This window comes from Mesorhizobium sp. M0239, from assembly GCF_040321815.1.
Classification (GTDB): domain Bacteria; phylum Pseudomonadota; class Alphaproteobacteria; order Rhizobiales; family Rhizobiaceae; genus Mesorhizobium.
In genome coordinates this window covers 192,336-213,780 of sequence record NZ_JAMYSG010000010.1, presented here as the reverse complement: position 1 = coordinate 213,780, position 21,445 = coordinate 192,336, and the positions used below count along the sequence as shown (strand labels likewise).

Sequence of the window (21,445 nt, the reverse complement as noted above, 5' to 3'; positions counted from 1 at the left end):
TCGACCTCAACCTCTGCAGACGATAAGTGACAAAACTGTTCGCGATGTCCTCGCACACCTGTTCGCGATGTCTCCGGTCCAAACACCCCCTTGCGGGGGAGATGGCCGGCAGGCCAGAGGGGGGTGCCCAGGTTCGACTTCGGCAGCCTCACTCATGACCGACTACAAGACCCTCATCGACGCCGAGACCTGGGCCTTCATCGAGCGGACCAACTCCTATTATCCGCCCGACACGATCGACTACACGATCGCGCAGCAGCGCGGGATTTATGACCGCATGTGCCGCGAATTCTTTGCCTTCTATCCCGAAGGCGTCGCTGTCGAAACCTCAGCCATTGCGACGCCCATGCACGATATCCCGATCCGCATCTACCGAAGCCCACTCCAGGCAGCCGTGACGGTGCTTTATGCCCATGGCGGCGGTTTCATCCTCGGCGGACTGGACAGCCATGACGATGTCTGCGCCGAGCTCTGTGCACGCACCGGCCATGAGGTGGTCTCGGTCGATTACCGGCTGGCGCCGGAACATCTTCATCCGGCCGCCTTCGACGATTTGATGAGCGCTTTCGCATGGGCCGCCGCGACCCGTTCGCACCCGATCCTGCTGTGCGGCGACAGCGCCGGCGGCAATCTCTGCGCCGCCGTCAGCCATGCAACGCGCGGCCATTCGAAAAGGCCGATCGGCCAGGTTCTGATCTATCCCGGCCTCGGCGGCGACCGGTCGCAAGGATCGTACATAACGCATGCCGAAGCGCCGATGCTGACCACGCGCGATCTCGAATTCTACAAGAACATCCGCACCGGCGGGCAAGACGGCACCGGCGACATCACGCAGTCGCCGCTTGCCGACGCCGATTTCGCCAACCTGCCGCCGACCGTGCTGATCACCGCGCAATGCGATCCCCTGTCGTCCGACGGCGAAGCCTATCGCGACCGCATCGTCGCGGCCGGCGGACGGGCATATTGGTTCGAGGAACCAGGGCTGGTGCATGGCTATCTCAGAGCCCGGCACACGGTGGGCCGCGCCCGAGCGAGTTTTACCCGGATCGTCGATGCGGTGGCCGCCCTTGGACAGGGCGCCTGGCTCTGGTGAGCGGTTTTATCGTCTCGCGGTTTGGGCCTTATTGCACGGCCGCCGCCGCCGCCCGGCCGGCGCTGCGGCCGGAAAAGATGCAGCCGCCGAGGAAGGTACCCTCAAGCGCCGCGTAGCCATGCACGCCGCCGCCGCCGAAACCGGCGGCTTCACCGACAGCGTAGAGCCCCGCAACCGGCTGGCCATCGGCACCCAGCACGCGGCTGTCGAGATCGGTCTGCAGGCCGCCCAGCGTCTTGCGGGTCAGGATGTTGAGGCGCACCGCGATCAGCGGGCCGTTTGCCGGATCGAGCATCTTGTGCGGCTTGGCCGTGCGGATCAGGCGGTCGCCGAGATAGGCGCGCGCCCCGCGCAGGGCGCTGATTTGCATGTCCTTGGAGAACGGGTTGTCGAGCTGCCTGTCGCGGGCGCGGATTTCCCGCTCTACCTGGGCGACGTCGAGCAGCGGCTCGCCGCCGGCCAGCGCGTTCATGCGGGCGACCAGCGTCGGCAAATCGGCCTCGACGATGAAATCCTCGCCCTTCTCCATGAACGCCTTGACCGGACCCGGAATGCCAGATGTGGCGCGGCCGAGCACTTGGCGCCAGCTCTTGCCGGTCAAATCGGGGTTCTGCTCGGAGCCCGACAGCGCGAACTCCTTCTGGATGATCTTTTTGGTCAGGATGAACCAGGAATAGTCGAAGCCGGTGCTCATGATGTGGGAGAGCGTGCCCAGCGTGTCGAAACCGGGATAGAGCGGCACCGGCAAGCGCTTGCCGCGCGCATCGAGCCACAGCGATGACGGGCCGGGCAGGATGCGTATCGCATGGTCGGTCCAGATCGGCGCCCAGTTCTTGATGCCCTCGACATAGTGCCACATGCGGTCGCGGTTGACGATCGAGCCGCCGGCCCGTTCGGTGATCGCCAGCATGCGGCCGTCGACATGGTCGGGCACACCGGTGATCATGCGCTTGGGCGCCGTGCCAAGCCGCTTGGGCCAATTCTCCCGCACCAGTTGATGGTTGGCGCCGATGCCGCCGGAGGCGACGATCACCGCTTGGGCGTGAAGCTCGAAATCACCTGATATTTCGCGCGAACTCTTGTGGCCGCGCTCGACAGCGCTGGGCTGCAGGATGTCGCCACGCACACCGGTCACAACAGCACCCGTCCGCGTCAGTTCATTGACCCGATGACGGAACTTGAAGCTTATCAATCCGCGTTTTTGTGCCTCGCGCACGCGCTGCACGAACGGTTCGAGAACGCCGGGGCCGGTGCCCCAGGTGATGTGGAAGCGCGGCACCGAATTGCCGTGGCCGATGGCATTGCCGCCGCCGCGCTCGGCCCAGCCGACCACCGGAAAGAATTTCAGGCCGCGCTGCATCAGCCAGGAGCGTTTTTCGCCGGCGGCGAAGCCGACATAGGCTTCCGCCCATCTGCGCGGCCAGAAATCCTCGGGCCGATCGAAAGCCGCGGTGCCCAGCCAGTCTTCCAGCGCCAGGTCATGCGAATCGCGGATGCGCATGCGCCGCTGCTCGGGCGAATCGACGAGGAAAAGGCCGCCGAACGACCAGAACGCCTGGCCGCCGAGCGACTGCTCCGGCTCCTGGTCGACGATGATGATTTTCTTGCCGGCCTCGGCAAGCTCGGCGGCGGCAACCAGCCCTGCAAGGCCAGCGCCGACAATGATCACGTCCGCATCGTCAGCCATCTTTCCTCCCAGAATTAGCCGGCTAATTCAACGCAAGGGGTCAGACGGCCTCCCAGCCTTCTTTGCCGCCGGCGCGGAAGATGGCATCGATGACTTTCTGATTGAGCACAGATTCCTCCAGCGTGAAGACGCGCTCCTTGCCGCCCTGTGCCGCACGCGCGAAGGTCTCGACCTCCAGCCGGTACTGCTGCGTGCCGGGAAAGCGGAACACCTGCGCCTCGGAGTGGTTCTGGTTGTGCAGTTCGACGCGGTGGTGGTCGTAGAGCCCGGCATTGAAAGGCGAGAACAACTCGATGAAACCCTTCTCACCGTGGAACACCATGACCTGGCGCGCCGCCATCTGCGTCGACAGGTAGAAGGACAGTTCGAAGTCACCGAAATCGGCGCGGATCGAGGAGTAGATGTCGGTGCCGAATTTCTGGTCGCGCTCGATCGTCGCCTGCACGCGCAGCGGCTCCTTGCCGGTCGAAAAGCGCGTCGACACGGTCGGGTAGACGCCGATGTCGGGCAGCGCGCCGCCGCCGAGGTCGAGCTGGTTGCGCATGTTGCTGGGGTCGACATTGTAGTAGGAGAAGGCACCCTGCACATGGCGCAGCCGGCCGATGGCGCCGCTGGCGATCAGGTCGCGTACCTTGATCCATTGCGGGTGGTAGATGACCATGAAGGCCTCGCAGACCAGCACCTTTTTCTGGTCGCGCAGCTTGATCAGCGGAAGAATGTCGTTGGCGTCGAGCGCCAGCGGCTTTTCGACCAGCACGTGCTTGCCGGCTTCGATGGCCTTTGCCGTCCATTCGACATGCTGCGAAGTCGGCAGCGGGATGTAGACGCCGTCTACTTCTTTCGAGGCGAGCAGTTCCTCATAGGAGCCGAAGGCATGCCGCGCGCCGAAGCGGTCGGCGAGCGCCTTGGCCTTCGACAGGTCGCGGCTGGCGATCGCCGACAGCACGCCATTCTCCGCCTCGACCATGGCCGGCAACAAATGCTCGCGGCCGATCTTGGCCGTCGACAACACACCCCATCGGAACATCAGGCTTCTCCTCTCGATTACAGGCGACGAGGTTTGCCCGAAATCGCCGGAAAAGCCAATGACAAGGTCAGCCCCTTTTGCCGGTCAGCGTCATGTCGAAGTCGACGATGTTGGAATAGATCGGCGTGCCGACATCCATGCCGTAGCGTGACCTCAACACCTTGCCGGTGACATGGAATTTTATGGTGCCAGCCTTGAGACCGCCAAGCTCGGCCGTGAATTTTTCCGGGAACGTCTTGCCGCGCGCCGTCAGCCGGCCGCTGACGAGGGCCGTGGTGTCGCTGGTTCGGGTCACGCTGGTCGAGCGGAACTGGATTTCCGGGTTCTTGGCGGCATCGAACACCGCGTCGGAGCGCAGGAAGGCATCGATACGGCCTTGGCCGGTGCTGACGCTTTCGGGAAAGATGGTGAAATTGACCTGCGAGCGCGCGACATCGCTGTTGTCGATGCGGATCGAGCCCTTGAAGCGGGCGAAGGCGCCATCAAGGCCGCCGCCGCCGACCTTGCCGATGGAAAAGCGGATGCTGGAGTTGGCCGGGCTGATCGAATAGCTGCCGGCGGCGTCACCAAGCGCGACGGCCGCTGAAACAGGCATGGCAAGGCAAGCGGCGACCGCCGCAAATCCGAGGATGCGCGTGTACATGGAGGTGTTCCTTTTTGGAGGCGGCGCTGTGTGCGTCCTCGCCCCGTCAACGAATGAGCCGTCCGATCTATTCCGCATCTGACGAAGGCGTGATCATGCGCGTAAGCACGCCATCCCTGAGCTGGAAATGATGACGCAGCGCCGCCAGGACATGGAGAGCGACCAGCGCCATGCCGGCATAGGCGAGATACCAATGCGTTGCCGCCCAGAAGCTTTCGGCGCCATCCGATTCAGCCAGCGGCAGGTTCGGCATGACGAACAGGTTGAACGGCAGGCTGGGGATCTCCAGCATCGACACCGACACCAGCGCCCAGCCGGACAAGGGCAAGGCAAGCTGGAACGCGTAGAGCGCAAAATGGACCAGCGGGGCGGCCCGACGCTCCAGGGTTCCGACCGAGCGCGGCAGCGGCGGCGTTGCATTGCCGAGGCGCCAGGCGACGCGCAGCACCACCAGACCGAGCAGCAGAAAGCCGAAGGATTTGTGCAGTTGGATCAGTTCGAAGGCGGTGCGCTGACTGGTCAGCCGAACCATGACGAAGCCGAGCCCGAACTGACCGATGAAGATCAGCGCAATCAGCCAGTGGAGAATGATCGCGCCCCAGCCATAGCGGGTCGTGCTATTGGTGATCGATGTTTGCATCGTTGGTGAACGACCGCGATGCCGGTTTTCTTCCACTAGGGGGAGGGGCGAGCCCGCTCTATCCACTCACCTTGAAGAAATCGACAAACGCCCTAAGCGCTGGCCGCATCTGACGGCGGCTCGGATAATAGACAAAGAAGCCGTCGAAGGGCGGGCACCAGTCCTCCAGCACGCGGATCAGCCTGCCGTCGGCGAGCGGTGCGCGGACATAATCCTCAAAGACGAAGGCAAGCCCGGCGCCGTCGACCGCCGCCTGGGCGATCAGATGGTCCTCGTCGAGGATCAGCGGTCCCTCCACCGCCATCTCGATCCTCTCGCGGCCTTTCTCGAATTCCCAGCGGTAGAGGATGCCGCTGGAGAAGCGGAAGCGGATGCAGCGGTGGCCGGCTAGGTCGCGCGGGTGGAGCGGCTTGGGGCTCACCTCGAAATAGACCGGGGCGCCGACCACCGCGCCGCGAAGGTCCGGCCCGATGCGCACCGCGATCATGTCGCGCTGCAGGCTCTCGCCTAGCCTGACTCCAGCATCGAAGCCGCCTTCCACCACGTCGGTGAAGCGGTCCTCGATGACGATCTCCAGCACGATGTCGGGATAGGCCGACGCAAAGGCGCCCAGCCGTGGCGTCAGCGCCAAATGGGCCGCCGTGCGCGGCACGGTCAGCCGCAGATTGCCGGCCGGCCGGTCGCGCGCTTCGATTGCCGTCTCCAGCGCCAGGTCGATCTCGGAAAGCGCCGGCCGCAATCGCTCGAGCAGTTGCGCGCCCTCCTCGGTCGGGGCAACGCTGCGCGTGCTGCGTGCCAACAGGCGCACGCCAAGCCGGGCTTCGAGGCTGGATACCGCGTGGCTAACCGCCGAAGGCGCGATGGCCAATTCCCTGGCAGCGCCGCGAAAGCTGCCGCATTGAGCGACAGTCGCCAGCACCGCCAGTTGTGAAAGATGCGCTCGATTCATTGATCTATCTTTTAGTACAGCCCGTGCGGATGAAAACCGATTATCGAACACAAGGCAAGGCGCTATTTCTCCCACATCGCAACAAGGAGACGCGTTATGCAAACCCGCAAGCTAGGAACTGAATTGAACGTCTACCCGGTCGGCCTCGGCTGCATGGGCATGAGCTTCGCCTATGGCGGCCAAGCGGAAGCCGATGCGATCGCCACGCTGCACCGCGCCGTCGACATCGGCGTCAATTTCTTCGACACGGCGGAAGTCTATGGCCCTTACGAGAACGAGATCCTGCTCGGCAAGGCGCTGAAGTCGGTGCGTGACAAGGTGACGATCGCGACAAAATTCGGCTTCAAGATTTTGGAGGAAGGTACAGGCCTCGACCGCATGGCGGGCGTCGACAGCCGCCCCGAGCACGTCAAGGCGGTCGCCGAGGCCTCGCTGAAACGGCTGGGCACCGATGTGATCGACCTCTACTATCAGCACCGTGTCGACCCCAACGTGCCGATCGAGGATACGGTCGGCGCCATGGCCGAACTGGTGCGCGAGGGCAAGGTGCGCGCGCTTGGCCTGTCCGAGGCGAGTGCCGCGACCATCCGCCGGGCCCATGCCGTTCATCCGATATCGGCCGTGCAGAGCGAGTATTCGCTGTGGAGCCGCGACCCGGAAGACGAGGTGTTCGCCGTCTGCCGCGAGCTCGGCATCGGCTTCGTTCCCTATAGCCCGCTCGGCCGTGGGCTGCTGACCGGCACGATCGGCAAGCCCGAGGCCTTGAGCGACGACGACTGGCGCCGGACCTTGCCGCGCTTCCAGGCCGAGGCGATGGAAGCCAATGCCGCCGTCATCGCCACGCTGGAAAAGCTGGCGGCTGAAAAGGGCGCAACCTCGGCGCAGCTGGCGCTGGCCTGGGTGCTGCACCAGGGCGATTTCATCGTACCGATCCCCGGTGCGCGCAAAATCCGCCATCTCGAGCAGAACACGGCGGCGGCGGACATTGCACTTAGCGCTGTCGAGGTGCAGGCGATTGGCGATGCGCTGTCGCCCGACAAGGTGGTCGGTAGGCGCTATGCGCAGAAGGAGTTGGCGCTGGTGAATGGGTGAAAGCTGGTGAGTAAGCGGAAGGGGTGCTTCGGCGCCCCTTTTCATGCGCGATGGTGCAGAAGGTTGCGTGACGTTGGCGCGAGGCACCCCCCTCTGTCCTGCCGGACATCTCCCCCGCAAGGGGGGAGATCGGATGTCACGCCGGCTTTCGCCAATCACCAACGTTGCAAGAAGGGTGCCGCCGATGAAGTTGCCAATCTCCCTCCTTGCGGGGGAGATGGCCGGCAGGCCAGAGGGGGGTGCCTCGCGCCAACATTCCGGCAACTCCCTACCAAGGCACGACAGTGGTCTCCGGCCAATACTCCTGGGCGCGTCTGCCCTTCACCTCATGCGTGCGCTGATTGTCCATCACCCGGTTCGGTGTGATGCGGAACGAAAAAATATCGTCAAGACCAAATGGAGCCACGATCTCGAGCTGCCCATCCGCATCGTATCGCACACCCACCGCATGGGTCTTCGACGCAAAATAGCTGACGGATTCGCTGGCGCTCGAATAGCGCGGGCAGGGTTGGCAGAACTTCTGCGGATACCATAGATGCACCCGCGCCTGGTTGCGCACCTCGACCGGCAACGCTAGCCCCTCGAAATGCCGCGCCGCCCGGCGGATCACCGCGTCCTCGGCCTCGTAGGACAGGTCGCTGTCATCGAAGTAGAAGAGATCAACGTCCTTGATGCCGTAACCCGAAGGCTTGCCGGTCAGGTGGTTCCAGACACTGTTGTAGAGCGCGCCGGACACCACCAGCCAGCCCGGCAGGTCGAGCGTGCGAGCCCGCGCCAGCGCGTCGCGGACCAGCGGGTCGGCAGGCACGATGGCGAGAAACGCCGCGCGCTGTTCTTCGAAAGGAAGTCCGGAATACCGCAGATGGTCCATCGCCCTTTGGAGGGCGATTCGCCATCTGCTCGCAAGTCTTAGCCGCGCAGAACGCCGCCCGTCTGCTTGCCGACATTCTCGACGATACGCTTGGCCAGTGCCTCGAAATCCTCGTCGGTCAGCGTCTTTTCGACCGGCTGGATCGACACTTCGATGGCAATAGACTTCCTGCCCTCGCCGAGCGAAGCGCCTTCGAAGATGTCGAAGACCGAAACGCCCGTGATGAGCTTCTTGTCGGCGGCGAGCGCCGCGCGGACCAGCGTGCCGGCCTCGACCGACTTGTCAACGACGAAAGCGAAGTCGCGCTTGACCGCCTGGAAGGGGGACAGTTCCAGTTTCGGCTTGGTTTTCGTCGGCTTGGCCTTCGGTTCGGGCACCGCATCGACGAACACCTCGAAGCCGCACAGCGGCCCGGAAACATCGAGCCCCTCCAGCGTCTTCGGGTGGAATTCGCCAAAGGTGCCGAGCACGGTTTTCGGGCCGAGCTTGATGGTGCCGGAACGGCCGGGATGGTACCAGGCTGGACCGCCGGCCTCGATCTGCAGCCGCTCGACCGGCGCACCGCAGGCTTCGAGCGCGGCGATCGCGTCGGCCTTGGCGTCGAACACGCCGACCGCACCCGAATTGCCGGCCCAGTTGCGGCCGGAGCCGTCGAGCTTGGCGGTGCCGCGACGCACACCGGCGGCGACGCGCCGCTGTTGGTCGGCGCCGTCGCCCTCATAGGTGCCCGACACTTCGAACAGCGCCACGTCGCCAATACCCTTGTCGGCATTGCGCTGTGCAGCGGCGATCAGCCCGGGCAGCAGCGACGGCCGCATGTCGGACATGTCGGCGGCGATCGGGTTGGCGAGCTTCAGCGCGGTCTGGCCACCGCCGAACAGCTCGGCATGCTTGGCCGGAATGAACGACCAGGTGACGGCTTCCATCATGCCGCGCACGGCAAGCGCGCGCTTGGCGGTGCGGGTACGGACCTGCAGCGTGGTGAGTATCCTGGCGTTGACCGCGTCATGCGCACCGAGCGGCTGCGGCGCGATGTTGTCGACGCCGTGGATGCGCATGACTTCCTCGACCAGATCTGCCTTGCCATCGACGTCGGGGCGCCAGGACGGCACGGCGACGTCGAAGACGCCCGATATCTTTTCTTGAGACGAGAAATCTCGTGTGCCGGGCGGCGGAGCAACATAGTTGGCATGGGGTCGATAGGTTGGCTCTGCACTGAAACCCAGGCGCTCAAGGATAGATAGGCTCTCATCCTCGTCGACCTCGATGCCGGTCAGCCGCTTCACTTCCGCCAGCGGGAAGGAAACGATCTTCGGCTGATAGTCGGCATAACCGACGACTTCCATTTCGGTCGGCGTGCCGCCGCAGAAATCGAGCACCAGTTTCGTTGCCAACTCGACGCCGGGAACCATGAATTCGGGGTCCACGCCGCGCTCGAAGCGGTAGCGCGCGTCGGTGATGATGCCGAGCGTGCGGCCGGTGCGCGCCGTGGTGATCGGATCCCAAAGGGCGGATTCGATCAGCACGTCGGTCGTGTTCTCGTCGCAGCCCGAATGCTCGCCGCCCATGATGCCGGCGATGGACTCGACGCCATTGTCATCAGCGATGACACACATTTCCGGCGTCAGCGTGTATTCGCGGCCGTCGAGCGCCTGCACCTTTTCACCATCGCGCGCGCGGCGCACGACGAGATTGCCGGCAACCTTGCTGGCGTCGAACACATGCAGCGGGCGGCCGCGGTCGAAGGTGACGTAGTTGGTGATGTCGACCAGCGCGCTGATGGGTCTCAGGCCAATGGCGATCAGCCGCTGCTGCAGCCATTTTGGCGACGGCCCATTCTTGACGCCCTTGACCAGGTTGAGCGCGAAGCCGGGGCAAAGCTCCGGCGCTTCGATCGTCACCTTGACCGGACACATGCCATTGCCGACATGCGGCATGATGGCGCCGCCAACGAGGCGGCCAAGCCCGCTCGCCGCCAGATCCCTGGCGATGCCATAGACGCTGGTGGCATCCGGCCGGTTCGGCGTCAAATTGATCTCGATGACCGGATCGTCGATATGCGCATAGGCGGCGAAGCTGGTGCCGACCGGCGCATCCTCGGGCAGGTCGATGATGCCGTTGTGTTCGTCTGACAGTTCCAGCTCGCGCTCGGAACACATCATGCCGTGGCTTTCGACCCCCCTGATCTTGCCGACCGCCAGCGTCACGTCGATGCCGGGCACATAGGTGCCGGGCGCGGCAAAGGCGCCGATCAGGCCAGCGCGGGCGTTTGGCGCGCCGCAGACGACCTGCACGGTTGGCTTGCCGTCGCCCGTATCGACGGTCAGCACGCGCAGCCGGTCGGCATCGGGATGCTGGACCGCCGTCAGCACCCTGGCGATGACGAAGGGCTTCAGGCTTGACTTGTCGTCGACATGCTCGACTTCGAGGCCGATCGAGGTCAGCCGCTCGACGATCTCGTCGAGCGTAGCGTCGGTCTCTAGGTGGTCCTTGAGCCAGGAGAGGGTGAATTTCATGGGGCTGTTCCGTCTGGTCTTTTGACGCTTGATTTCAGATGTCTCGGCAGGTCGTCGGACATATGCAGGTAGGGCAGCTGCTCGCCGACATAGGCATGCAGCGTGGGTTCAAAATCGGCTGGCATGTCCATGGTGCCGAGCATGAAGTAGATGTCGTCTTCCAGCCGCTCGTCGACATAGGCGATGGGTGAGCCGCAAGTGCCGCAGAACGAGCGCGTCACCGGGCCGTTCTCGAACATCTTCAGCGCCTTGCCGGTGAACGCGACCTGACCGGCCGGGAAGCCGACAAAGGCCGATACCGGCGCGCCGCTGGCCCGCCGGCAATCGCCGCAATGGCAATAGCTGACGTGGTGCGGTTCGGCCGATGCCTCGAACCGCACGGCGCCGCAGCGACAGCCGCCGGCGTAGGGCGCTGTCATGCGCTCAGGCCCCCAAACAGCGTCGGCATGTCGAGCGGCCTGAACCCGTAATGCGACAGCCAGCGCACGTCGGCATCGAAGAAGGCGCGCAGGTCCGGCATGCCGTATTTCAGCATGGCGATGCGGTCGATGCCCATGCCCCAGGCAAAGCCCTGATATTCGTCCGGATCGAGCCCGCCATGGCGCAGCACGTTGGGATGGACCATGCCGCAGCCGAGGATCTCCATCCAGTCGGAGCCTTCGCCGAAGCGCACTTCGCCCGGCCGCGAGCGGTCGCACTGGATGTCGACCTCGAGGCTCGGCTCGGTGAACGGGAAGAAGGACGGCCGGAAGCGCATCTTGACCTGCGGCACCTCGAAGAAGGCCTTGCAGAACTCCTCCAGCACCCACTTCATGTTGGCGACGTTGGCCGTCTTGTCGATCACCAGCCCCTCGACCTGATGGAACATCGGCGAGTGAGTGGCGTCCGAATCCTGGCGGTAGGTCTTGCCCGGAATGACGATGCGGATCGGCGGCTTCTTCGTCTCCATGGTGCGGATCTGCACCGGCGAAGTGTGCGTGCGCAAAAGCTTGCGCTCGCCCTTCTCGTCCGGCTGGAAGAAGAAGGTGTCGTGCATCTCGCGCGCCGGATGGCCTTCGGGGAAATTCAGCGCAGTGAAATTGTAGTAATCGGTCTCGATATCGGGACCTTCCGCGATGGAAAACCCGAGGTCGCCGAAGATCGCCGCGATCTCATCGATGACCTGGCTGATCGGGTGGATACGGCCGCGCTCGGCCGGCGACTGCCGCACCGGCAGCGTCACATCGACCCTTTCGGCGGCGAGGCGGGCGGTGATCGCCACATCTTTCAACTCGGCCTTGCGCACCGTCAGCGCATCTGTGACGCGGTTCTTGAGCCCGTTGATTGCGGGGCCTTTGACCTGACGCTCCTCAGCGGTCATGGCGCCAAGGGTCTTCAGCATCTCGGACACGGCGCCCTTCTTGCCGAAAGCAGCGATGCGCACGGCCTCGATGGCCGGCTCATCGGCGGCCGAGGCGATTTCGGCCAGAAGTGAGTTTTCAAGCGTATCCAGGCCAGTGGTTGCGTCGTTCACGGTCAAACTCGCTACGTTGGAAATCAGCTCAAAGTGAAAGTCACTTTTAAGTTGAAAGTTCAGGCAAAAGAAAAACCCGCGCCAGCCGTGCCAGCGCGGGTTCCCCAAATCAGAATTGCGAATGCTTGGGAAGCGCTGGTCTTAGGCGACAGCGCTTTCAAAAGCGTTCGGCGTGGTGTTCTTCAGATATTCGAGCGCCACCTTGGCCTTGGCGACCAGGGCTGCGAAAGCCTGCGGCTCATGGATGGCCATGTCCGACAGGATCTTGCGGTCGATCTCGATGCCCGACTTGTTGAGGCCGTCGATGAAGCGGCCATAGGTCAGGCCATGCTCGTGCGTCGCGGCGTTGATGCGCTGGATCCACAGCGCGCGGAACGAGCGCTTGCGGTTCTTGCGGTCGCGATACGCGTACTGCATCGACTTTTCCACCGCCTGCTTGGCGATGCGGATGGTGTTCTTGCGGCGGCCGTAGAAGCCTTTGGCGGCTTTCAGGACCTTCTTGTGCTTGGCGTGCGAAGTGACGCCTCTTTTTACGCGTGCCATGTCATGATCTCCTTAAAAGCAATTCCAGGAAAAGTGCCTTGCGGTTTTCCGTTCGGAATTGCGTAAAACAAATGCGTGTCCGGACCGAATGATCTTATTTTGGCGAATGATGTTTTCCAAAAAGTCTGCAACTTTTTGGCATCATTCCCTAGAGACCGTTCGGCAGAAAATTCTTGATGACCTTCTTGCCATCCGGTTCAGCCAGAACCATCGTGCCGCGGGCATTTCGAATGAACTTGTTGGAACGCTTGATCATGCCGTGACGCTTGCCGGCCGCAGCCGACAGGACTTTACCCGTACCTGTGATCTTGAACCGCTTCTTGGCGGCCGATTTGGTCTTCATCTTGGGCATTTTGCTACTCCGTATTGTTGGCGCACTATCGCGCTTCTTGTTCGCTTCGGGCCGACCAAAGCCCGAAAAGCAAATGAAACCGCCACGGCATGCCCTGCCGGGCGGTTTTCTTGAACGGCGGTGCTATACGTCAAAGACGGCCCGCGTGCAACACCTGTGGAGATGCGGCGCTGTGTCCTTGGTCAGGGCAGCGTGAACCAGACCGGCAACATGCCTGACAGCTGGGCTCCGTCTATCAGCTCGAAGGCCGGCAGGGCGACGAGGAAGACCAGGCCGTCGAGCAGCGTGGTCAGCAACAGGCGGGGCTTGAAGCTGCCCGTATCGCCCTCCTGGTAGAGCGACAGCTTCGGGAAGAAGCGCGGCACCTTCTCCAGATAGGCCTGGTACGGCGCGCCGAGCGCTTCCTTGAGGAACTTCTCTTCGCGCAGGATGACGATGTGGAAGGCACCCGCGCACAGCAGCGCAAAGAGGATGATGCCGGAGAACGAGCCGATCTGGGCGCCGACGCCCGCCGCGGCCACGGTCGAGAACACATAAAGTGGGTTGCGGGTGATCGAGTAAGGCCCGCCGGTCACCACCTCGGAAGATTTGCGCCCGCCTATGTAGAGCGTCGCCCAAAGGCGCCCGACGATGCCGAGGAAAATCAGCAGCACGCCGAACATTTCGATCGACTCATGCACCCAGGTTTCAGGCGGAAACGTCGATTGGCCGAACAGCAGTGCCAGAAACAGCACCACCACCAGCACCGCAAGCACCATGCGGCGCATATGCTGGTAGTTGCCCAGCCCGTGTGCCTCGACGGGCGCAGACTTGATTTCATTGACCATGGCGGAATCCGATCGTCGAAAAACTTGCCGGCGATCGCAGCTTCTGGCCAAGAAAACAGGGCCCCGCCGATCGTTGGGACGGCTTGCAGGATAATTCAGGCGGATTTAATGCATGTCGCCTCTTTTGACTGCCTACCGCAGCTCAATACAGCCAGAAGAGGACGGGAATTACACCGCTTTCCTGTCCGGACTCGATGAGTTCGAAAAACGGTATGGAAACCAGAAACATCAAGCCGTCGCGCAGCGTGTGATTGAAGATGCGCGGTGTGAAGGTGACCTCGGCCTGATCGCGATAAAGCCGGGGATTGGGAAAAAAACGCGGCACCCGTGCAACGTAGTCCTTGTACGGCGCCCCGAGCACGGTCGTCAAATGCCGTTCCTCGCGCAGCGTGACGATGTGGAACGCGGCCGCGCACAAAACCGCCGACGCTACCGCGACGATCGCGCTGCCGGTCTGGGTGCCAATGCCGACGGCCGCTACGGTGGAGAAAAAATATAGCGGGTTGCGCATCACCGAATATGGGCCGGTTGCAACCACTTCGGCCGACTTGCGGCCGCCGATATAGAGGATCGACCAGAGCCGGCCGCCGATTCCGATCAGTATCAGGGCGATCCCGTGCGCCTCTATGCGTTCGTGGGTCAGTTCATCGTGCGGGGAGCCGCCGAAGATCAGCAAAGCGCAAAAAGCGCCGATTAGCAGCGCCAGCAGGACGCGCCGGCGCCGCTGATAGCGACCCATTTCACTTGTAGAACGTGCCGCAGCGGTCATGGGAGAATCCTTTCGCCGCGAGGACCGGCAACCAGAATCCTTGTCGAAGCAACTTGCGGAGAAATCATGGCGGAGGCAAAACAAAACAAAAGCCGCCGAAGCGGCCTTTGCTTTTGACGGGGATCGCTCTAGCGCGGCGACAGCACCATCATCATCTGGCGGCCTTCGAGCTTCGGTTCCGCTTCGACCTTGGCAATCGTCGCCACTTCCTCGCGGACCTTGTTCAGAAGCTGCATGCCGAGTTCCATATGCGCCATCTCGCGGCCACGGAAGCGCAGCGTCAGCTTGACCTTGTCGCCTTCCTCGAAGAAGCGGCGAACCGCCTTCATCTTGGTCTCGTAGTCATGGCTGTCGATGTTCGGGCGCATCTTGATCTCCTTGATCTCGATGACCTTCTGGTTCTTGCGCGCCTCGGCCGCCTTCTTCTGGTTGGCGTATTTCAACTTGCCGAGATCGAGGATCTTGACGACGGGGGGCACCGCATTGGGCGATATCTCGACGAGATCGAGCCCAGCCTCTTCGGCGAGCAGCAACGCATCGTTGATGGAAATATCGCCGCGGTTCTGGCCATCGGCGTCGATAAGCTGGACCCGGGGAACCCGGATGTCACGGTTGGAGCGCGGGCCATCCTTGGTCGGCGCCGCTGCTTTGAAAGGTCTGCGAATGGTCGTGGTCTCCTTGGCCGTTTCGTTCAGGTTCGTCAGTGTTGATGCGTGGACGCGCAATGTGGTGAGCGCGCGGGCGGAGTCAATAGCACAGCATTGACAGAAAATCACCCTGATCGCTGCTCTGCACCAAACAAACAACATCGTGAGCACTTTTCGCCACGCCACCGGCTGTGTCACAAGACCCGCGTTGAGGAAAAGCCATGACTGCTACGCCCCCAATCTTTCTGGATGTAGATGGATCGCGCATCGCGGTGCGCCATACTGCTGGCTCTGCGCCAGGCATCGTCTGGCTCGGCGGCTACAAGTCGGACATGCTGGGCACGAAGGCGCAGACGCTGACGGACTGGGCGGCGAAAGAAGGCCGCGCCTTCCTGCGCCACGATTATTCTGGCCATGGCGAATCCGGCGGCGCCTTTGCCGACGGCACGATTTCGACATGGCTTGCGCAGAGCCTTGCCGTGTTCCGGCATTTCACCCGGGGCAGCCAGATCCTGGTCGGCTCCTCGATGGGCGCCTGGATCGCGCTGCGCATGGTGCAGGAATTGCGCAAGGCAGGCGATAGCAACGTCGCCGGCATGGTGCTGCTGGCGCCAGCCCCGGATTTCACCGCCGACCTGGTCGAACCGGTGCTGACCAAGGCGCAGAAGCGCGATCTCGCCAAAAAAGGTTTCTTCGAAGAGCCGTCGGACTATTCCACGGAACCCTACATCTACACCCGCGCCCTGATCGAGGACGGGCGCTACAACCGGGTTATGACAGGCCCGATCGACACCCATTGCCCGGTGCACATCCTGCAGGGCCTGGCCGATGCGGACGTGCCTGCAAGCCACGCACTGAAGCTGGTCAGCTTGCTGCCCGCCGACGACGTGACACTGTCATTGATCCCCGACGGCGACCATCGCTTGTCGCGACCCCAAGATCTCGACATGCTGGTGCGGGCCGTCGATGCGATGGCGCAGAGGGGAAACTGATGCGCCTTTCCATCCCGATATCCGCCTTCGTCGCGGCGATCGTCGGCTTCGGCGGCACGCTGGCCATCGTCATCGCAGCCGCCACCGCAGTCGGTGCGACGCAGATCGAGACGGCAAGCTGGGTGACGACGATCTGCCTGGCCATGGCGATCGAGAGCCTGTGGCTGTCATGGCGCACGAAAATGCCTGTCATCACCGCCTGGTCGACGCCGGGCCTGGCGCTGATCGCGGCATCGAGCGGCTTTTCGATGAGCGAGGCCGTCGCCGCCTTCATCGTCACCGGCGTCCTTCTGATCGCCACAGGGCTGTTTCGGCCCCTGACCAAGCTGATCTCGAGGATACCGCCCTCCGTCGCCTCGGGCATGCTGGCCGGCATCGTCGTCACCTTCGCGCTCAATGCGGTGAAGACCATTCCGATCGACCCGTGGCTGATCCTGCCGCTGATCGCCGTCTTCTTCGTTATCAGGCTGTTCAACCCGGCGCTGTCGGTGCTGGCGGTTCTGATCGGCGGTGGCCTCGCCGCTTTCCTCACCGGCCGTGTCGGTGGCCTGCCGACACCGGAACTGTCGACGCTGACGCTGATTGCGCCTGACTTCACCACCAAGGCGGTGATCGGCCTGGCACTGCCGCTCTATCTCGTCACCATGGCGTCGCAAAACCTGTCCGGCCTCGCCGTGCTGCGCGCCGCCGGCTATCACCCGGAGCCCGGCCCGCTGATCGGTGTCACGGGCCTGTTTTCGCTGCTCTCGGCGCCGTTCGGCGGCTCGACGACCAATCTGGCGGCGATCTCGGCGGCGATCTGCACCGGACCGGACGTCCACCCCGATCCCGCCGAGCGCTGGAAGACCGGGCCGTTCTATGCGCTCGCCTATCTCATCTTTGCTATTTTCGGCGCTTCGCTGGTGGCGATCTTCGCGGTGCTGCCGCAGAGCCTGATCGTGCTGGTGGCAGGCCTGGCGCTGATGGCGTCGCTCGCCAACGCGCTGTCTATCGCGCTGAAGGAAGAGGCGGATCGCATGGCCGCCACCGTCACCTTTGTCGTCACCGCGTCGGGCCTGACGCTGTTCGGCGTTGGCGCCGCATTCTGGGGCCTGATTGCCGGGTTGGTCGTGCTTTCCCTCGATATGATCAAAAAGCGATAATCATTTCAGATGCTTGTCCGGATTTGGCGGACATTGTCTTGAATCGCCGTTTTTCTCTTCCCATTTCGATTCCACGCAGCCGGGTTTGGCTGTCTCCAACCGAAGGAATGGGAGAAAATGAACACATCCGCATTGATCCGTCCGGCCTGGACGCCGGCAACCATCGCGTTGATGGTTGTGGGTTTCATGGTGTTCTGGCCACTCGGCTTCGCCATGCTCGCCTACATCATTTGGGGCGACCGCCTCGATGGCTTCAAGCGTGACGTCAACCGCGCGACCGACGGCATCTTCGCCGGATGCCGCCGCGGTTCCGACAAGGCCGCGCGCTGGGGCAATGGCTCCGCCCGCACCGGCAACGTCGCTTTCGACGACTGGCGCGAAAAGGAACTGGAGCGCCTGAACGAAGAGCGTCGCAAGCTCGACGAGATGCTGACCCAGTTCGACGAGTATGCCCGCGAATTGCGCCGCGCCAAGGACCAGGACGAGTTCGACCGGTTCATGGCCAACCGCAACAAGTCGACGGCTCCGACGAAGGCCGATCCGGGCGCCGGAACGACGACCACCAAGCGTGGCAAGGGTTCGAACCTGCTTGACGACTGACGCCCGACGCATGACCCCGAAAACCGGAACCGGTTTTCGGAAAGGATCATGCGCCAACTTAGAGTGCTACAGCGTCCTTTGCGCGTCCCAGAGGTCGCGCGGCGCTGTAGGACAGGCCAAGGTATGACGACGGCGTCGCGCGAGCGGCGCCGTTTCTTTTTTGTTCTAGTCGTTTTTCTCGAATCGCGTATCGTCCCGCCATGACTCTCGGCTTCTTTCGCAATCTGACAAAGCCCAAGCCCACGCCTGTCGTGGAACGCGAATATTGCGTCGCCGGCCGCACGCTGCCGCTCAAAATCGTCGAGAGCGCCAGGGCGCGCCGAATGACGCTGCGCATCGATTCAGGCGGCCAGGGTCTGCGCATCACCGTGCCGCCAGGCCTGCGCCGCGGCGAGGTGGACAGGTTCCTCGAGCGGCACCAGGACTGGCTGGAGCAGCGACTGGCCAAGGTGCCGACGCGGCCGCAGGTGCGGCCAGGTATCAGGATCCCGGTGCGCGGCGTGGCGCACCGCATCGTCCATGAACCATCAAAGCGCGGGACCGTGACGGTGTCGAGCGATGAGCGCGGCCCGCTGCTGATCGTGCACGGCGATCGCATACACCTACCGCGCCGCATCGCCGACTTCCTCAAGCGCGAGGCCAAGAAGGACATCGAGAAGCTGGTGCTCAAGCACACCCAGGCGTTGGGCAAACGCGCCAAGGCCGTCCGCTTCAAGGACACGTCGAGCCGCTGGGGCTCCTGCACCTCCGAAGGCAATCTGTCCTTCTCCTGGCGCATCATGATGGCGCCGTCGCCGGTCATCAACTACCTTGTGGCGCATGAAGTGGCGCATCTCAAGGAGATGAACCATGGTCCGAAATTCTGGAAATTGTGCGAAAAGCTCTGCCCCGACACCGATCGCTGCAAGGACTGGCTGAAGCGCAATGGCGGTGCGCTGCAGGCGATCATGTTCGAGTAGGCGGCAGCCGAGCGGCACGTCGAGCGCAGTAGGCTACTCGCGCGACCGTTGGAGATTGGCGAAGCTATCTCCAACGTCGTCATCCTAGGGCGGAGCAAGGAGCGAAGCGACGCGGCGCAGACCCTGGGATCCATGCCGTGACGCACGAGCGCCGCAACGGTGCAGGTCTCGGATATCCGCCAGAACAAAACGACCTTTTCAGCAACGCGTTCATTCTCCACCGCCGCATCCTTCGGTGGATGTCACGGCATGGATCCTAGGGTCTGCGCTCCGCTTCGCGTCGCTCCGCCCTAGGATGACGAAATTCAGTCGTCATTCGCCGCATTAAGCTCTTCCGGCCGCAACCCCTCATCGCCATGATGCGGCCACGGCAGGAAATTGCCGTCGAATTCATCGCCGCCGAAATAATCGAGCGCCCGGTGCGCTTCGGCGCCATTGAAGGCAGCCTTGCCGAGCAGGTGCGCGATGACCTCGCGCGCCTGCGCTATCTTCTGCCTGAGTTCGGCAATTGTCCTGTCGGTCATGATCGTGCTCTCCCCGCCTTGCTCCTGTCCATCCATAGGTAGCGCCTTTGGCCGTGCCGGCAAACAGCACGCTTTTTCTCGACTCTTTTCGCTTTTCATGCCAATTCCCGCGCCATGGCACTCGACATCAAGATCTGCGGCTTGAAGACCGACGGGGCAATGGCCGCGGCGCTGGCCGGCGGCGCCAGCCATGTCGGGTTTATCTTCTTCGCCAAAAGCCCGCGCTATGTCGAACCTGCCGAGGCTGGCCGTCTGCGCGAGACTGCGCGCGGCAAGGCGATGGCGGTTGCCGTCGCCGTCGATACCAGCGACGCCTTCCTTGATGAAATCGTTGCTAAAATGCAGCCTGACATGCTGCAGCTGCATGGTGCGGAAACGCCCGAGCGCGTCGCCGAGGTCAAAGCCCGCTATGGCCTGCCGGTGATGAAGGCGCTGCCGCTCAGCGAGGCCGCCGATCTCGAACGGATAAAGCCGTTCATCGGCATAGCCGACCGGTTCCTGTTCGACGCCAAGCCGCCGAAAGGCTCAGAGCTGCCGGGCGGCAATGGTGTGGCCTTCGACTGGCACATCCTCGCCGGCCTTGACGGCAGCGTCGATTACATGCTTTCCGGTGGGCTCAACGCCGCCAATATCGGCGATGCCCTTCGGCTTGCCGACCCGCCCGGAATAGACATTTCCTCAGGCGTGGAAAGCGCGCCGGGCATCAAGGATCCGGCGCTGATCGAACAGTTTTTCCGGGCCGTCAGGGCCGCGCGGAACACCTGCGCAGCCTGAGCGTGCTGTAAACGACAAGCCAGGAGATCGGCGATGAACAAGCCGGCGACACCCAATTCCTTCCGCACTGGGCCCGACGAACAGGGCATGTTCGGCATTTTCGGCGGTCGTTTCGTTGCCGAAACGCTGATGCCGCTGATCCTCGATCTGGAGCGGCACTGGAACGAGGTCAAGAACGATGCGGATTTCAGGGCCGAGCTGACTGACCTGTCGACCCACTATGCCGGACGGCCGTCGAAGCTTTATTTCGCCGAGGGGCTGACCAGGCATCTTCGTGAGGTTTCCTCGGCGAAGGGCATCGGGGGCGGCGCAAAGGTCTATTTCAAGCGCGAGGATCTGAACCACACCGGTTCGCACAAGATCAACAATTGCCTCGGCCAGATCCTGCTGGCCAAGCGCATGGGCAAGAAGCGCATCATCGCCGAGACCGGTGCCGGCCAGCATGGCGTGGCCTCAGCCACGGTTGCGGCCCGATTCGGCTTTCCCTGCGTCGTCTATATGGGCGCCACCGACGTCGTCCGGCAAAGCCCCAATGTCTTCCGCATGAAGCTGCTGGGCGCCGAAGTGCGGCCGGTGACCGCTGGTCACGGCACGCTGAAGGACGCCATGAACGAGGCGTTGCGCGACTGGGTGACCAATGTCGAGGACACCTATTACCTGATCGGCACCGCCGCCGGCCCGCATCCCTATCCGGAGCTGGTGCGCGACTTCCAATCGGTGATCGGCATCGAAGCGCGGGCGCAGATCCTCGAGCAGGAAGGCCGGCTGCCCGACACCATCATCGCTGCTGTCGGCGGCGGTTCGAACGCCATCGGCCTGTTCCATCCTTTCCTCGACGACAAGGAGGTTCGCATCATCGGCATCGAGGCCGGGGGACGCGGTCTCGACGGCATCGAGCATTGCGCCTCGATGAATGCCGGCGCGCCGGGCGTGCTGCATGGCAACCGCACCTATCTCCTGCAGAACGCCGACGGCCAGATCATGGACGGGCATTCGATCTCGGCCGGCCTCGACTATCCCGGCGTCGGGCCGGAGCATTCCTGGCTGCGCGATTCAGGCCGCGTTGAATACGTGCCGATCCTCGATGACGAAGCGCTGGAGGCCTTCAAGCTGACGACGCGCGTCGAAGGCATCATCCCGGCGCTGGAATCCGCGCATGCCATTGCGCATGCGGTGAAGATCGTGCCCGCCATGGACAAGGACCAGATCGTCATCGTCAACCTGTCCGGCCGTGGCGACAAGGACGTGCACACGGTGGCTTCGATGCTGGGCATGGAGATCTGAT

23 protein-coding genes are annotated in these 21,445 nt (G+C 63.2%); 8 read left to right on the top strand and 15 right to left on the bottom strand.

Features of this window, described 5'->3' with window-relative positions:
• Positions 1-154: 154 nt before the first annotated feature.
• A complete protein-coding gene (locus NKI99_RS13210; RefSeq protein ID WP_352611047.1) occupies positions 155-1,093 on the top strand; it encodes an alpha/beta hydrolase in 939 nt (312 codons plus the stop codon).
• Positions 1,094-1,121: 28 nt separating this feature from the next.
• On the opposite strand, the gene NKI99_RS13205 is transcribed toward NKI99_RS13210, so the two are convergent.
• From NKI99_RS13205 to NKI99_RS13185, 5 genes are all read right to left on the bottom strand, one after another.
• The gene (locus tag NKI99_RS13205; RefSeq protein ID WP_352611046.1) at positions 1,122-2,780 is read right to left on the bottom strand and encodes an FAD-binding dehydrogenase; all 1,659 of its coding nucleotides are present in this window, start codon (positions 2,778-2,780) and stop codon (positions 1,122-1,124) included.
• Positions 2,781-2,820: 40 nt separating this feature from the next.
• Entirely contained in the window at positions 2,821-3,807 is a 987-nt protein-coding gene (locus NKI99_RS13200) for a Gfo/Idh/MocA family protein (protein WP_352440495.1), read from the bottom strand.
• A 67-nt stretch (positions 3,808-3,874) separates the two neighbouring features.
• Positions 3,875-4,450 carry a YceI family protein gene (locus NKI99_RS13195; RefSeq protein WP_352440496.1) on the bottom strand — a complete coding sequence of 192 codons (576 nt, stop codon included), beginning with the start codon at positions 4,448-4,450 and terminating at the stop codon, positions 3,875-3,877.
• A 67-nt stretch (positions 4,451-4,517) separates the two neighbouring features.
• Entirely contained in the window at positions 4,518-5,090 is a 573-nt protein-coding gene (locus NKI99_RS13190) for a cytochrome b (RefSeq protein WP_352440497.1), read from the bottom strand.
• Positions 5,091-5,148: 58 nt separating this feature from the next.
• Positions 5,149-6,039, bottom strand: a complete 891-nt coding sequence (locus NKI99_RS13185; RefSeq protein ID WP_352440498.1) for a LysR family transcriptional regulator — start codon at positions 6,037-6,039, stop codon at positions 5,149-5,151.
• A 96-nt stretch (positions 6,040-6,135) separates the two neighbouring features.
• Between NKI99_RS13185 and NKI99_RS13180 the strand changes: the two genes are divergently transcribed.
• A complete protein-coding gene (locus tag NKI99_RS13180) occupies positions 6,136-7,131 on the top strand; it encodes an aldo/keto reductase (RefSeq protein WP_352611045.1) in 996 nt (331 codons plus the stop codon).
• 268 nt (positions 7,132-7,399) lie between these two features.
• On the opposite strand, the gene NKI99_RS13175 is transcribed toward NKI99_RS13180, so the two are convergent.
• The 9 genes from NKI99_RS13175 to infC form a co-directional block, all read right to left on the bottom strand.
• Positions 7,400-8,002 (bottom strand): nucleotidyltransferase family protein, encoded by a 603-nt coding sequence (locus NKI99_RS13175; RefSeq protein WP_352611044.1) that lies wholly within the window; start codon positions 8,000-8,002, stop codon positions 7,400-7,402.
• Positions 8,003-8,040: 38 nt separating this feature from the next.
• Entirely contained in the window at positions 8,041-10,518 is a 2,478-nt protein-coding gene (pheT, locus tag NKI99_RS13170) for a phenylalanine--tRNA ligase subunit beta (RefSeq protein ID WP_352611043.1), read from the bottom strand.
• On the bottom strand, positions 10,515-10,937 hold the full coding sequence (locus tag NKI99_RS13165; protein ID WP_352611042.1) for a GFA family protein: 423 nt from the start codon (positions 10,935-10,937) through the stop codon (positions 10,515-10,517). The genes pheT and NKI99_RS13165 overlap by 4 nt, the downstream gene beginning before the upstream one ends.
• Positions 10,934-12,031, bottom strand: coding sequence for a phenylalanine--tRNA ligase subunit alpha (gene pheS, locus NKI99_RS13160; RefSeq protein ID WP_352554632.1), 1,098 nt, complete (start codon positions 12,029-12,031; stop codon positions 10,934-10,936). The genes NKI99_RS13165 and pheS overlap by 4 nt, the downstream gene beginning before the upstream one ends.
• A gap of 141 nt (positions 12,032-12,172) precedes the next feature.
• Positions 12,173-12,574: a 50S ribosomal protein L20 gene (rplT, locus tag NKI99_RS13155; RefSeq protein ID WP_023672281.1), complete on the bottom strand. Its 402-nt coding sequence runs from the start codon at positions 12,572-12,574 to the stop codon at positions 12,173-12,175.
• 148 nt (positions 12,575-12,722) lie between these two features.
• Positions 12,723-12,926 carry a 50S ribosomal protein L35 gene (gene rpmI / locus NKI99_RS13150; RefSeq protein WP_006201248.1) on the bottom strand — a complete coding sequence of 68 codons (204 nt, stop codon included), beginning with the start codon at positions 12,924-12,926 and terminating at the stop codon, positions 12,723-12,725.
• A 182-nt stretch (positions 12,927-13,108) separates the two neighbouring features.
• On the bottom strand, positions 13,109-13,753 hold the full coding sequence (locus tag NKI99_RS13145; protein ID WP_023810606.1) for a methyltransferase family protein: 645 nt from the start codon (positions 13,751-13,753) through the stop codon (positions 13,109-13,111).
• A 142-nt stretch (positions 13,754-13,895) separates the two neighbouring features.
• Positions 13,896-14,522 carry a methyltransferase family protein gene (locus NKI99_RS13140; protein WP_023810607.1) on the bottom strand — a complete coding sequence of 209 codons (627 nt, stop codon included), beginning with the start codon at positions 14,520-14,522 and terminating at the stop codon, positions 13,896-13,898.
• 128 nt (positions 14,523-14,650) lie between these two features.
• A complete protein-coding gene (gene infC / locus NKI99_RS13135; RefSeq protein ID WP_023810608.1) occupies positions 14,651-15,187 on the bottom strand; it encodes a translation initiation factor IF-3 in 537 nt (178 codons plus the stop codon).
• A 203-nt stretch (positions 15,188-15,390) separates the two neighbouring features.
• Here infC and NKI99_RS13130 point away from each other — a divergent pair, with 203 nt between their 5' ends.
• The 4 genes from NKI99_RS13130 to NKI99_RS13115 all read left to right on the top strand — a co-directional run bounded on the left by NKI99_RS13130 (position 15,391) and on the right by NKI99_RS13115 (position 18,862).
• The gene (locus NKI99_RS13130; RefSeq protein WP_023810609.1) at positions 15,391-16,161 is read left to right on the top strand and encodes an alpha/beta hydrolase; all 771 of its coding nucleotides are present in this window, start codon (positions 15,391-15,393) and stop codon (positions 16,159-16,161) included.
• A complete protein-coding gene (locus NKI99_RS13125) occupies positions 16,161-17,303 on the top strand; it encodes a benzoate/H(+) symporter BenE family transporter (protein ID WP_023810610.1) in 1,143 nt (380 codons plus the stop codon). The genes NKI99_RS13130 and NKI99_RS13125 overlap by 1 nt, the downstream gene beginning before the upstream one ends.
• Before the next feature lie 117 nt (positions 17,304-17,420).
• On the top strand, positions 17,421-17,903 hold the full coding sequence (locus NKI99_RS13120; RefSeq protein WP_352440507.1) for a DUF2852 domain-containing protein: 483 nt from the start codon (positions 17,421-17,423) through the stop codon (positions 17,901-17,903).
• Between the two features lie 200 nt (positions 17,904-18,103).
• Entirely contained in the window at positions 18,104-18,862 is a 759-nt protein-coding gene (locus NKI99_RS13115) for a M48 family metallopeptidase (protein WP_352611041.1), read from the top strand.
• A gap of 305 nt (positions 18,863-19,167) precedes the next feature.
• Here NKI99_RS13115 and NKI99_RS13110 read toward each other — a convergent pair whose 3' ends face one another.
• Positions 19,168-19,386, bottom strand: coding sequence for a hypothetical protein (locus NKI99_RS13110; protein ID WP_352611040.1), 219 nt, complete (start codon positions 19,384-19,386; stop codon positions 19,168-19,170).
• Positions 19,387-19,500: 114 nt separating this feature from the next.
• Between NKI99_RS13110 and NKI99_RS13105 the strand changes: the two genes are divergently transcribed.
• Entirely contained in the window at positions 19,501-20,160 is a 660-nt protein-coding gene (locus tag NKI99_RS13105) for a phosphoribosylanthranilate isomerase (protein WP_352611039.1), read from the top strand.
• 33 nt (positions 20,161-20,193) lie between these two features.
• Entirely contained in the window at positions 20,194-21,444 is a 1,251-nt protein-coding gene (gene trpB, locus NKI99_RS13100) for a tryptophan synthase subunit beta (RefSeq protein WP_352611038.1), read from the top strand.
• Position 21,445: the final 1 nt, after the last annotated feature.

Excerpts from the sequence above, each read along its gene's own strand:
- rpmI (WP_006201248.1), bottom strand. The coding sequence starts at position 12,926 with ATGCCCAAGATGAAGACCAAATCGGCCGCCAAGAAGCGGTTCAAGATC.
- NKI99_RS13115 (WP_352611041.1), top strand. The coding sequence starts at position 18,104 with ATGACTCTCGGCTTCTTTCGCAATCTGACAAAGCCCAAGCCCACGCCT.
- NKI99_RS13120 (WP_352440507.1), top strand. The coding sequence starts at position 17,421 with ATGAACACATCCGCATTGATCCGTCCGGCCTGGACGCCGGCAACCATC.
- NKI99_RS13125 (WP_023810610.1), top strand. The coding sequence starts at position 16,161 with ATGCGCCTTTCCATCCCGATATCCGCCTTCGTCGCGGCGATCGTCGGC.
- trpB (WP_352611038.1), top strand. The coding sequence starts at position 20,194 with ATGAACAAGCCGGCGACACCCAATTCCTTCCGCACTGGGCCCGACGAA.
- rplT (WP_023672281.1), bottom strand. The coding sequence starts at position 12,574 with ATGGCACGCGTAAAAAGAGGCGTCACTTCGCACGCCAAGCACAAGAAG.
- NKI99_RS13205 (WP_352611046.1), bottom strand. The coding sequence starts at position 2,780 with ATGGCTGACGATGCGGACGTGATCATTGTCGGCGCTGGCCTTGCAGGG.
- NKI99_RS13190 (WP_352440497.1), bottom strand. The coding sequence starts at position 5,090 with ATGCAAACATCGATCACCAATAGCACGACCCGCTATGGCTGGGGCGCG.
- NKI99_RS13180 (WP_352611045.1), top strand. The coding sequence starts at position 6,136 with ATGCAAACCCGCAAGCTAGGAACTGAATTGAACGTCTACCCGGTCGGC.
- NKI99_RS13210 (WP_352611047.1), top strand. The coding sequence starts at position 155 with ATGACCGACTACAAGACCCTCATCGACGCCGAGACCTGGGCCTTCATC.
- NKI99_RS13130 (WP_023810609.1), top strand. The coding sequence starts at position 15,391 with ATGACTGCTACGCCCCCAATCTTTCTGGATGTAGATGGATCGCGCATC.
- NKI99_RS13200 (WP_352440495.1), bottom strand. The coding sequence starts at position 3,807 with ATGTTCCGATGGGGTGTGTTGTCGACGGCCAAGATCGGCCGCGAGCAT.
- NKI99_RS13140 (WP_023810607.1), bottom strand. The coding sequence starts at position 14,522 with ATGACCGCTGCGGCACGTTCTACAAGTGAAATGGGTCGCTATCAGCGG.
- NKI99_RS13110 (WP_352611040.1), bottom strand. The coding sequence starts at position 19,386 with ATGACCGACAGGACAATTGCCGAACTCAGGCAGAAGATAGCGCAGGCG.
- NKI99_RS13105 (WP_352611039.1), top strand. The coding sequence starts at position 19,501 with ATGGCACTCGACATCAAGATCTGCGGCTTGAAGACCGACGGGGCAATG.
- NKI99_RS13185 (WP_352440498.1), bottom strand. The coding sequence starts at position 6,039 with ATGAATCGAGCGCATCTTTCACAACTGGCGGTGCTGGCGACTGTCGCT.
- NKI99_RS13165 (WP_352611042.1), bottom strand. The coding sequence starts at position 10,937 with ATGACAGCGCCCTACGCCGGCGGCTGTCGCTGCGGCGCCGTGCGGTTC.
- NKI99_RS13145 (WP_023810606.1), bottom strand. The coding sequence starts at position 13,753 with ATGGTCAATGAAATCAAGTCTGCGCCCGTCGAGGCACACGGGCTGGGC.
- pheT (WP_352611043.1), bottom strand. The coding sequence starts at position 10,518 with ATGAAATTCACCCTCTCCTGGCTCAAGGACCACCTAGAGACCGACGCT.
- NKI99_RS13195 (WP_352440496.1), bottom strand. The coding sequence starts at position 4,450 with ATGTACACGCGCATCCTCGGATTTGCGGCGGTCGCCGCTTGCCTTGCC.
- NKI99_RS13175 (WP_352611044.1), bottom strand. The coding sequence starts at position 8,002 with ATGGACCATCTGCGGTATTCCGGACTTCCTTTCGAAGAACAGCGCGCG.